Raw genomic sequence first — 11523 nt, 5'->3', positions numbered from 1 at the left:
GACAGAGGGTTGCACTATTTTTGATGTGACAAAGTTGTGAATAATTTTGCAAAAAGATTCTCGATTTTATGTTGCAGTTTTCCTTTTTTTGTATATAGAAAAACAACGGTTTCCGGGGTCTCAATTTTAACTCCCTGATAGTGAATTATCGAATTTTATTTCGTATATTTGCATATAATTTTTTTGGGACTTCCGAAGTCAAACTATAAATAAAACTAATAAACTTATGGCAAACGAATTGGAACAATTGGTTCTGAAAAAAGCCCAGAGTTGGCTCGACGGCCACTATGACGAGGCGACGAAAAAGCAGGTCAAATACCTGATGGACAACGATATGAAAGAGCTTGTCGAGAGTTTCTACAAAGACCTCGAATTCGGTACGGGCGGCCTGCGCGGCATCATGGGCGTGGGTTCCAACCGCATGAACGTCTATACGGTGGGCGCCGCCACGCAGGGTCTTTCGAACTACCTGAAGAAGAACTTCGCGGGCGAGCGGGTGCGTGTGGCCGTGGCCCACGACAGCCGCAACAATTCGCGCATGTTCGCCGAGCGTGTGGCCGATATTTTCGCCTCGAACGGGTTTCAGGTTTTTCTGTTCGACGCGCTCCGGCCGACGCCGGAATTGAGCTTCGCCATCCGCGAACTGAAGTGTCATTCGGGCGTGGTCGTCACGGCCTCGCACAACCCCAAGGAGTACAACGGTTACAAGGCCTACTGGACCGACGGGGCGCAGGTCACCGAGCCGCACGACAAGAACATCATCGCCGAGGTTGCGAAGATCACCGACGTGGATATGATCGAGACGGGCAAAAATCCCGAAAATATCACCATCCTCGACGAGAAGTTCGATGAAATCTATTTAAATAAGGTGCACGAACTCTCGCTTTCGCCCGAAAGCGTGAAGAAGCACCACGACATGAAGATCGTCTATTCGCCGATGCACGGTGCGGGCGTGCGGCTGGTTCCGGCGTCGCTGAAGAAATTCGGCTTCACGAACGTGATCATGGTGAAGGAGCAGGCTGTCATCGACGGCGACTTCCCCACCGTCGAGTCTCCCAACCCCGAGGAGCGCAAGACGATGGCGATGGCCATTGATCTGGCTGCGAAGGAGGGCGCCGACCTGGTTCTGGCCACCGACCCCGATTCGGACCGCATCGGCGTGGCGCTGCGCAACAAGAAGGGCGAATACGTGCTGCTGAACGGCAACCAGACCCTCGTGCTGCTGTTGAGCTACCAGCTGACCCGCTGGGCCGAGCGCGGCGAGCTGGACGGCAACCAGTATGTCGTGAAGACCATCGTCACCTCGCAGATGGCCAACGCCGTGGCCGAGCATTTCAAGGTGAAGTGCTACGACTGCCTCACGGGCTTCAAGTATATCGCCAAGATCATCCGCGAGAACGAGGGCAAAGCCAAGTACATCGGCGGCGGCGAAGAGTCGTTCGGTTACCTGGCGGGCGATTACGTGCGTGACAAGGACGCCGTGTCGGCCTGCTCGCTGGCCGCCGAGGCCGCCGCATGGGCGATGGATACGATGGGCCTGACGCTCTACGAGTGGTTGCAGGAACTCTACGTGAAATACGGTTTCTACCGCGAGGGCCTCGTTTCGGTGGTCCGCAAGGGCAAGGAGGGCGCCGAGCTGATCCAGAAGATGATGGTCGACTTCCGCGCCAATCCGCCCAAGGCGATCCTCGGTTCCGAGGTGGTGAAGATCAACGATTTCCAGACGCTCGAAACGCTCGACGTGAAGACCGGCGCGAAGACCGCCATCGAGCAGGACCGCAGCAACGTGCTGCAATGGTTCACCGCCGACGGCACGGCCGTTTCGGTGCGTCCCTCGGGCACGGAGCCTAAAATCAAGTTCTACTTCGGCGTGAAGGCGCCGCTGGCTTCGGTCGCCGATTTCGACAAGACGCTGGCTGAACTCGACGCCAAGATCGAAGGCATCAAGAAAGACCTCAAGCTGGAGTAGCCCCCTGTTTTCGGGGCGGTTCCGTCCCGCCGATACCTCCGAACGATCCCGTTCGGAGGTATTTTTTTGTTCCGGGGCGTTCCGGGCGTTTGCACGGCCCCGAAAAGGGCTGGCTCCGCGGGCATGAAATCGCCTTTGCTCTATATCCTCGAAGTGCTCTTTTGCAGCGGACTGCTCCTGGCGTTCTACCGCCTGCTGCTGGTCCGCAAGGTTTCATTCAGGGCCTGTCGCCGCTATCTGGTCGCTGCCGTATTTCTCTCGGCGGTCATCCCGGCGCTCGACATTCCGCTCTACCCTGCCCGGACGGTGGTCTATCCGCTGCCGCTGATCGCCGCACCCCCGGCCGAAAACTTCGTGCAGACGACCGGGGAGCTTCCCGCTGCCGTTCCGGTCGTCCCAGCCGGCTGGCGGCGCATATTGCGCCCGGTGGCTGTGGGGGGGGGCTATCTGACGGCGGTGTTTCTGTCGCTTGGGTTTCTTGCGGTCCGCATGGTCGGAATTCGCCGTCTGCGGCGACGGTCGCGTCTGACCGATTGCGGGGCGTACACCCTTGCCGAGCATCCGCAGATCGCCACTCCCTTTTCGTTCCTGCGCACGGTTTTCCTGGGCGGAGGATACGAAGGTCGCCGGCGCATGATCGTTCTCTGCCATGAAGCGGGTCATGTCCGTCACCGCCATTCGGCGGAACGCATCGCCGTCGAGCTGGTCCGCAGTCTCTTTTGGTTCAATCCGTTCGTCTGGATTGCCGGGCGGTGGTTGCAGGAGGTGCACGAATGGGAGGCCGACCGCGACGTGCTCGACGCCGGTTACGACCTTACCGAATACAGAACGGTTATTTTTCACCAACTCTTCGGCCATAATCCGGATATAGCCTGCGGGTTGAATCATTCACTCACCAAAAAACGATTTGCCATGATGACCCAATTCAGAAAACGCCGTTTCGCCGTGCTGCGGCTCGGTGCCGCCATTCCCGTGGTGGCAGCAATGATGATGCTTTGCAGTTTTACCGTCAAAACTCCGCCTCCGGCAGCCGGGGATCCGGACCGGCCGACCGTTACGGTACATATTTCCTCCGGCGGAAAGATTCTCTTCAACGGCCGTCCTGTGACGGTCGGGGATCTGGAGCGGCTGATCGCCGCCGAACGCGAAAAACTCTCCGAAGCCGACCGTGCGCAGATGGAGGTGGTTCTGCGGGCCGACAAAGATGCTCCTATGGCCGATTTGGCCGACGTGATGGACGCGTCGCGCCGTGCGCATGCCTTTCGTCTCAAACTGACTGCGGAAGCTTCCGATCCCGGCATCGTGCGGATGCTTCCGCCCGATCCCCTGCGCCTGCCTGCCGACAGCGCGGATTATGCTTTGCCCGCGACGAACCGCAACGACAGGTAATTGCCCGCGCCGTGCCGTTGAAACTGACCGAACCGAGACGCTGATCCCTCCCCTGATGCCATAAGCGGGAAATGCCCCATACGACGGCCAAAGCCGCCGCATGGGGCGTTTTTACGGCTTCGGGCCGGGGCTTTGCCGCGGTCGGCGGCGTTTTATAACTTGGGGTTGCCGCGGTGACGCTCCTTGTCGCGGGCGGTCTTTTTGGCGAAATTGGCCTCGACGGCCGCCGTGAGGTCCACGCCCGTCTGGTTGGCCAGGCACACCAGCACCCACAGCACGTCGGCCATTTCGTCGGCGAGGTTCTCCTTTTCGCCCGCCTTGAACGACTGGTCGCCGTATTTGCGGGCCATCACGCGGGCCAGCTCCCCCACCTCTTCGGTCAGGCAGGCCATGTTGGTCAGTTCCGAGAAGTAGCGCACGCCGTATTCCCGGATCCAGGCGTCTACGCGCTCCTGCAATTCCTTGATTTCCATCTTATTTTACTCTTATCAGATTCAGCCCGTCGCGCAGCGGGACGATGACGTTCTCCACCCGTGCGTCTTCGACGACCATGCGGTTGAATTCGAGGAGCGCCTGCGTGTGGCGGTCGTTGTGCGCCACGGGCTGCACGACCTTCCCTGACCAGAGGATGTTGTCGGCGATCAGCACCGATCCGCTGTGAACAAGCGCCTTACTGCCGTCGTCGCCCATCAGCATCCGGTAATAGGCCGGGTATTCGCGTTTGTCGCCGTCAATGAACACGAGGTCGAATTCGCCGCCCAGTTTCGGGGCGATGTCGAGCGCCGAGCCGATGTGCAGGCGGATTTTGCCGCCGTGGGGGCTGCGGTCGAAATACGATCGGATGAACTCTTCCAGCTCGTCGTCCACCTCGACGGTGTGCAGTTCGGCCCCTTCCTCCAGCCCCGCGGCCATCGAGAGCGCCGAGTAACCCGTGAAGGTCCCGATTTCGAGCGCCCGCCGGGGCCGCAGCATCCGTACGAGCATCTCCAGCAGACGGCCCTGAATGTGCCCCGAGATCATCCGCGGCGCCACGGCCCGCAGATTGGTCTCGCGGTCGAGTTCGTGCAGCAGCTCCTCCTCGGGTTCCGAAAAATCGTGGACGTATTTTTCGAGAGCGTCCATCTATTCCTGATAAAATCCGTGTTTGTTGAAGGCGTACGATGCGGCGATTTGCTCCGGCGTGTCGGCTTCGAGCGCGAGCAGGCATTCGCGCGTGAATTCCAGATACCCCGAGCCGTTGGCCGTCACGACATTGCCGTCGCGCACGGCCTGCCGCTCCTGGTAGAGTTTCTCGCCCGTGTAGTTCGCGCCGCCCCATTCGCGAAGCATTTCGAGGCCGTTTCCGGTGTGCCTTACGCCGTTCAGGAATCCGTGGGCCGCGAGGAACGATGCGGCGTTGCAGATCGCACCGACGAGAATCCCGTGCGACAGGGCCTCCCTTACCAGCGGGACGATCCGTTCGGTTTCGGGCGTCGCCCAGCTCATACCGCCGACGAGGATCAGCCCGGCGCAGTCGTCCGGCAGCGTCTCCGTATCGCAGTCGGGGGTGAGGGTCATGCCGCCGATCGAGCGTACGGGAACTCCCCCGGGCGTCGCATACCGCACGGCGTGGCGTCCCGGGCGTCCCGGCATAACGCCGCCGCGAAGCGCCGGGGCGAGGAATGCCGACTCCCAGTCGGCGAATTGGTCGAGTAATACGAACAATACGGTTTTCATCTTATTTGTAGATTAATCGTGACATATCCGAAAAAACCTCCTCGGCCACCTCCGTGAGCTGCCGGGCCGTCAGGGCGCGGACCTTGGCGTAGACCTGCTCCATGGTGTCGATGCCGTCGTGGACGAGCAGGCTTTTGCCCGCCCCGAGCATGTAGCTTTCGTTGCTCTCGCTCGATATGGCCAGCTGGGCGATGAACTGTTTTTTGGCCATCGACAGCTGGCGCGCCGTCAGCGGCACGGTGCGCAGTTTGTGCAACTGTCCTTCGATCAGCTCGATGCACTGTTCCGCGTTGCCGTGGTCCGAACTGAAATAGATGGCCACGATGCCCGTGTCTCCGTAGGGCGTGTAGCTGGCTTCGATGTTGTACGAAAGTCCGTTCTTCTCGCGCACCACGACGTTGAGCAGCGAGTTGGCGCACGGACCTCCGAGAATGTTCGTCACGAGGGCCAGCGGCAGCCGCCGATCCTCCGAGATGCCGAATGCCCGGCTGCCGATGATGCAGTGGGTCTGGTGCGTGTGCTTCGAGACCGTCTTTTCGAAGGCCCGGTAAGGCGCGGGCGCAGCGCGCACGAAACCGCGCTGCGAGGCGGGCTGCGAGGCGAAATAGCGTGCCGCGACGGCTTCGGCGGTCTTGGCCGAGAAGTTGCCGATCGACGAGAATACCATCTGGTCGGTGGTGTGCGTGCGTGCCGTGAAGGCGCGGATCGCCTGGCCGTCGTAGCGCATCAGCGACGTCTTGCGGCCCAGGATGTTGTGGCCCAGTTCCGAACCTTCGAACAGCATGTCCTCGAAGGTGTCGTAGATCAGGTCGGCGGGCGAATCCTTGTAGGTGTTGATCTCGTCGACGATCACCTCCTTTTCGCGCTCCAGCTCCCGGTCGGGGAACGTCGAGCGGAAAGCGATGTCGGCGATCAGCTCCGCGGCCTTCGCGAAGTCGCCCTTCAGCGTCGTGGCGTGAATCGTCGTGTCCTCCTTGGTGGTGAAGGCGTTCAGCTCCCCGCCGAGGTTTTCCAGGCGGCAGTTGACCTGCCATGCCTTGCGTCGCTCGGTCCCCTTGAAAAAGGCGTGCTCCGTCAGGTGCGCCAGTCCGTACTCTGCGGGATGCTCGTCGCGGCTCCCGGCGCCGATCACCAGCGCGCAGTGCGCCACGGTGTTTCGCACCTGACGGTGAATGCCGCGGATGCCGTTGGGAAGTGTATAGGTAGAGAATTCCATTCAATTGAAAATTAAAGATTAAAAATGAAAAATTGGGCTGCGCGGCTATTTTTGCACATGTGTACGACAATTTTTCATTTTTCATTCTTCATTATTTTTGCGCGCATGCGCAAAAATTTGCCCGTATGGCTTTCGGTGCACTTTTCCAGTTCGCGCGGCGTGCCTTCGAACACGACCCGTCCGCCCGCCGTGCCCGCCTCGGGGCCGAGGTCCACGATCCAGTCGGCGCATTTGATGATGTCCATGTTGTGCTCGACGACGACGATCGTGTGTCCGCGCTGGATCAGGGCGTTGAACGCCGCGAGCAGTTTCGAGATGTCGTGGAAGTGCAGCCCCGTCGTCGGCTCGTCGAAGATGAACATGACGCCTCCCTGCGCCGAATCCTTCGTCAGGAACGAAGCCAGCTTCACGCGCTGGCTCTCGCCGCCCGAGAGGGTCGACGACGACTGTCCTAACTTGATGTATCCCAGACCCACGTCCTGCAACGGTTGCAGCCGCTCGACGATGCGCCGGCAGGTGGCGTTCTTCTTGCTTTCCTCGCCGAAGAAGGCGATGGCGTCGTCCACGGTCATTTCCAGTACGTCGTAGATCGACTTGCCGCGGTATTTCACTTCGAGCACCTCGTCGCGGAAACGTCGCCCGCCGCACGCCTCGCAGACCAGTTCCACGTCGGCCATGAACTGCATCGAGACCTTGATCATGCCCTCGCCCTGGCACTCCTCGCAACGGCCTCCGGCGATGTTGAACGAGAAGGCCGAAGCGCCCAGCCCGTTGTGCTGGGCATAGGGCTGGTCCGAAAAGAGTTTCCGGATTTCGTCGTAGGCCTTGATGTAGGTCACGGGGTTCGAACGCGACGACTTGCCGATGGGGTTCTGGTCGACCATCTCGACCGATTTGAGCAGCTGCACGTCGCCCGTCAGGCCGTCGAAATCGCCGGGTTTCACGCCCGTGTCGTAGAGCAGGCGCCGCAGCGCCGGGTAGAGGATTCCCTTCGCCAGCGACGATTTTCCCGAGCCGCTGACGCCCGTGATGCAGGTCATCACCCCCAACGGAATCCGCACGTCGACATTGCGCAGGTTGTTCTCCCGCGCGCCTTTGACGGTTATCGAGTTGCTCCAACCGCGGGCGGTTGCCGGAACGGCGATCTCGCGCCGCCCCGTGAGGTAGTCGGCCGTGAGGCTCTTTTTGCTTTTCAGCAGTTGGGGCAGCGTGCCGCTGAAGACCACTTCGCCGCCGTTGTAACCGGCCTTGGGTCCGATGTCGACGATCCAGTCCGCGGCGCGGATCACCTCCTCCTCGTGCTCCACGACGATCACCGTGTTGCCCAGGTCGCGCAGCTGTTTCAATACGCCGATCAGGCGGTTCGTGTCGCGCGGATGAAGCCCGATCGACGGTTCGTCGAGGATGTAGAGCGAACCGGTGAGGTTGCTGCCCAGCGAGGTCGAGAGGTTGATGCGCTGGCTCTCGCCGCCCGAGAGGGTCGACGACAGGCGGTCGAGCGTCAGGTAGCCCAGCCCCACGTCGGCGAGGTATTGCAGGCGGTTGCGGATTTCGACGAGGATGCGCGACGCCGTTTTCGTGTCGTGTTCGTCGAGTTCCAGCCCTGCGAAGAAGGCGATCAGGGAGTCCACGGGCATCGCCACCAGATCGGCGATCGTCTTGCCGCCGACGCGTACGTACAACGCCTCTTTGCGCAGGCGCGAGCCGCCGCATTCGGGACAGGCGGTCTTGCCCGTGTAGCGGGCCTTCATCACGCGGAACTGGATTTTGCGCCGCTCCGAGTCGATGTATTCGAAAAATTCGTCGAGTCCGTGGAAATATTCGTTGCCGCGCCACAGCAGCCGTTTCTGCTCGGACGTCAGTTCGTGGAACGGCGTGTGGATCGGGAATCCGAACTTCGAGGCGTTCTCCACGAGCTGCTGCTTCCATTTGCGCATCGTCTCGCCCCTCCAGCAGGCTACGGCGTCCTCGTAAATGGTCTTGCTCTTGTCGGGGATCACCAGGTCCTCGTCGATGCCGATCACCTTGCCGTAGCCCTCGCACCGGGGGCAGGCCCCCAGCGGGTTGTTGAAGCTGAAGAGGTGTTCCGAGGGGCGTTCGAACTCGATGCCGTCGGCCTCGAAGCGCGACGAGAACTCCCGTACGCCCTCGTCCGTGACGATTTCGCAGATGTCCCCGCCGTAGGAGAAGGCGCGGGCCACCGAGTCGCGGATGCGGGTCTGCGAGTCCTCGTCCGTCGCTACGCGCATGCGGTCGACGACGATCCGGATTTCGTCGGCCCGGGTGTCGGGACCGATTCCGGGCAGCACGTCCTCGATCAGCCGCACTTCGCCGCCCGTGTAGACCCGCATGAGACCCTCCGAGAGCAGCAGCGTCAGTTTTTCGATGATCCCCTGCCCTTCGCCCAATACCAGCGGTGCGCCGATGACCACGCGCTGTCCGTCGCGGGCGAGAATCCGGGCCGCCACGTCATCCACGCTGAAGCAGCGCACCTCCTGCCCCGAGACGGGCGAAAAGGTGTGCCCCGCGCGGGCGAACAGCAGTTTGAGGTAGTCGTAGATCTCGGTCGTCGTGCCCACGGTCGAACGGGGGTTGCGCGTGTTGACCTTCTGCTCGATGGCGATGGCCGGCGCGATGCCCGTGATGATGTCCACGTCGGGTTTGTTGATCTTCCCGAGGAACTGCCGGGCGTAGGCCGAGAGGCTCTCGACGTAGCGGCGCTGCCCCTCGGCGAAAATCGTGTCGAAGGCCAGCGTCGACTTGCCCGAGCCGGAGAGTCCCGTCACGACGATGAGTTTGTTGTGCGGAATTTCGACCTCGATGTTGCGGAGGTTGTGGACCCGCGCTCCTTTGATATATATGGAGTTTTCGTGTTCTTTCATGTTACAAATATTCCAATCCGCTTTTCCGAGTGTTTCACACTCGCCGTTATGTACCTTTTGGTGGTAAAAGGCGCCCAAAACCATCCGCATGCCGTTCTGGCGGGAGTGCCCTCGGATTCGCGTTGAGCGGGCGCAGTAAATCGGGCCTTTACGGCGCAAAAACACGCGCCGTTTAGACTGTGACGGCTCGGCAAACAGCAAGCTGTCTGCCCTCGCCTGCGGACGCCTTTACAGCCCCCCCCCGCTCCGGGCGCGCGTTTCCTCGGTCTCTCTTTTTCCGTTGCGAACGATAATGCGGATTTTTTGCCGTCAAAAACGGAGCTGACCCGCAAATATTCCAATCCGTTGTTCGTATTTCATTCCGCTTCGTCCCGAACCGAGCCTCCGGCTTTGCGCAATTTTTCGATAAGCCCCGCTGCGCGGCTTTCGCGGATCGCGAGCCGCATCGTGCAGAGGTTGTCGAAGGTCTGCTCCTCGATGCGCGGCTGCTGCTCCTTGACGACCCGCATGATGGCGTTCATCGCCACATAGGGGAAATCCACCCGCACCGTGCGGTCCACCGTCAGCTCCACGATTTCGGCCGCTGTGATGGCCTCGGCCGCCGACTCCCGGTAGGCGGCGATCAGCCCCGGAACCCCCAGTTTCGTGCCGCCGAAGTAGCGGACCACGACCACCAGGCAGTCCGTGATGTCGTTCGAGAGCAGTTGTCCGAGGATCGGTTTTCCGGCCGTTCCCGAGGGTTCCCCGTCGTCGTTGGCGCGGAACGCCTCGCCGCGGGGACCCAGCCGCCAGGCGTAACAGTGGTGCGTGGCGTCGTAATACCGTTTGCGCAGCGCGTCGAGCCGTTCGCGGATCTCCTCCTCCGTGCGCACGGGATAAATCCAGGAGAGGAACTTGCTGCTCCGCTCCCGGCAGGCGGCTTCGGCGGGGGCCGCGACGGTTCTGTAACTGTCGCCGGCCACGTCTACCGAACCTTTCTGAAGAGCCGTTCCCAGCGGATGTTCGCGGGGAAACTCTTTTCCGCATCGAGCGACAGCCATACGAACGACGCCTTGCCCACGATGTGGTCCTCGGGCACGAAGCCCCAGAAACGCGAGTCGGCCGAGTTGTGGCGGTTGTCGCCCATCATCCAGTAGTAATTCATCGCGAAGGTGTATTCCGTCGCCTCTTTGCCGTCGATCACGATGCGTCCGTCGCGCTCTTCGAGCGTGTGCCCTTCGTAGGCCTCGATGATGCGGCGGAAGAGCGGCAGGTTCTCCGCTGTGAGCTGCACCGTGTCGCCCTTCTTCGGAATCCAGATCGGGCCGTAGTTGTCCTGGCTCCAGCGGGGCGTGCCCCATTGCGGGAACACCTCGTCGTTGGGGGTGTAGATATAGCGGTTGACCGAAATGACGTTGCTCAAGCCCCTGACCTTCTCGGCGAGTTCGTCCGTGAGGTTCATGTAGTAGCCCGAGCCGTAACCGCTGTACTCCCGGATTTCGAGGTTGTCGATGGCGTACTGCGTGAAGGGGGCCGAGGTCTGCACCACGTAGTTGTATTGCAGTCCGGGTATCGCCTCCTGCGGTTCGCCGTTGACCCACACCTTTCCGTTGCGGACTTCGAGCGAGTCGCCCGGAAGCCCCACGCAGCGTTTGATGTAGTTCTCGCGTTTGTCGACCGGGCGGCTGATCACCGTGTATTTTTCGTTGAGGCGTTTGCGTCCCTCCTCCTTGCCGAACGACTCCTCGAAGCTGCGCAGCGTGTCGTAATAGGTCACGTTCTGGTTTTCGAGCAGCACCGTGTCGCCCGCCGGGAAGTTGAAGACCACCACGTCGTTGCGGCGTATCGGCTTGAGCCCCTTGAGGCGGTGGTAGGGCCACTTGATCGCCTCGGAGAACGATTTCTTGGTCTGCGAGAAGGGCATCGTGTGGTGTACGAAGGGGAACGAGAGCGGCGTGTTGGGCATCTGCGGTCCGTAAGCCACCTTGCTCACGTAGAGATAGTCGCCGATGAGCAGCGTCCGCTCCATCGACGAGGTGGGGATGACGTACATCTGGAAGATGAAGAGATGCACCAGCGTCGCCACGACCGTCGCGAAGATGATGGCGTTGACCCATTCGTACACCGTGCGGTAGGTTTTGCTGCGCTGGCACATCTTCACGTTGTGGCTCCAGACGTAGCGGTAGAAGAACTTCGTGATGTAGAGGTCGAAGATGACCGGCAGTCCCAGCACCAGCCAGAGGTTGCCCGTCCAGACCACGAACCAGAGCGTATAAAGCAATGCGGCCAGCGTGAAACCGACCCATTTGTTGCGTAGCAAGTTTTTGATTTTACCCATGCGGAAAGCCCCGATTTTAATTGTGAATTATGAA

The 11523-nt window shown here is 60.8% G+C and carries 9 protein-coding genes; 2 read left to right on the top strand and 7 right to left on the bottom strand.

The genetic code is table 11. The features are described 5' to 3' along the window. The first annotated feature begins 226 nt into the window (after window positions 1-226). Together NQ492_RS16180 and NQ492_RS16175 are read left to right on the top strand one after the other, a co-directional pair. Complete coding sequence (locus NQ492_RS16180) at window positions 227-1969, top strand: phospho-sugar mutase (RefSeq protein WP_015547729.1); 1743 nt, start codon at window positions 227-229, stop codon at window positions 1967-1969. A gap of 123 nt (window positions 1970-2092) precedes the next feature. Further along, complete coding sequence (locus NQ492_RS16175) at window positions 2093-3358, top strand: biopolymer transporter ExbD (protein ID WP_015547728.1); 1266 nt, start codon at window positions 2093-2095, stop codon at window positions 3356-3358. A 152-nt stretch (window positions 3359-3510) separates the two neighbouring features. Here the strand turns inward: NQ492_RS16175 and NQ492_RS16170 are convergent, their stop codons facing one another. The 7 genes from NQ492_RS16170 to lepB all read right to left on the bottom strand — a co-directional run bounded on the left by NQ492_RS16170 (window position 3511) and on the right by lepB (window position 11489). Beyond that, the gene (locus tag NQ492_RS16170) at window positions 3511-3831 is read right to left on the bottom strand and encodes a nucleotide pyrophosphohydrolase (RefSeq protein ID WP_015547726.1); all 321 of its coding nucleotides are present in this window, start codon (window positions 3829-3831) and stop codon (window positions 3511-3513) included. A gap of 1 nt (window position 3832) precedes the next feature. Further along, entirely contained in the window at window positions 3833-4480 is a 648-nt protein-coding gene (locus NQ492_RS16165; RefSeq protein ID WP_015547725.1) for an O-methyltransferase, read from the bottom strand. Continuing rightward, window positions 4481-5074 carry a type 1 glutamine amidotransferase family protein gene (locus tag NQ492_RS16160; protein ID WP_015547724.1) on the bottom strand — a complete coding sequence of 198 codons (594 nt, stop codon included), beginning with the start codon at window positions 5072-5074 and terminating at the stop codon, window positions 4481-4483. A gap of 1 nt (window position 5075) precedes the next feature. After that, window positions 5076-6290, bottom strand: coding sequence for a M16 family metallopeptidase (locus tag NQ492_RS16155; protein WP_015547723.1), 1215 nt, complete (start codon window positions 6288-6290; stop codon window positions 5076-5078). A gap of 74 nt (window positions 6291-6364) precedes the next feature. Beyond that, window positions 6365-9172, bottom strand: coding sequence for an excinuclease ABC subunit UvrA (gene uvrA / locus NQ492_RS16150; RefSeq protein WP_015547722.1), 2808 nt, complete (start codon window positions 9170-9172; stop codon window positions 6365-6367). 356 nt (window positions 9173-9528) lie between these two features. After that, a complete protein-coding gene (locus tag NQ492_RS16145) occupies window positions 9529-10134 on the bottom strand; it encodes an IMPACT family protein (RefSeq protein WP_044054553.1) in 606 nt (201 codons plus the stop codon). Window positions 10135-10136: 2 nt separating this feature from the next. Next, entirely contained in the window at window positions 10137-11489 is a 1353-nt protein-coding gene (gene lepB, locus NQ492_RS16140; RefSeq protein ID WP_015547721.1) for a signal peptidase I, read from the bottom strand. Between the last annotated feature and the right edge of the window lie 34 nt (window positions 11490-11523).

The sequence above is a fragment of the Alistipes shahii WAL 8301 genome, from assembly GCF_025145845.1.
Classification (GTDB): domain Bacteria; phylum Bacteroidota; class Bacteroidia; order Bacteroidales; family Rikenellaceae; genus Alistipes; species Alistipes shahii.
The sequence above is the reverse complement of the archived record's forward strand: the minus strand, read 5'-3'. Positions and strand labels throughout refer to the sequence as shown.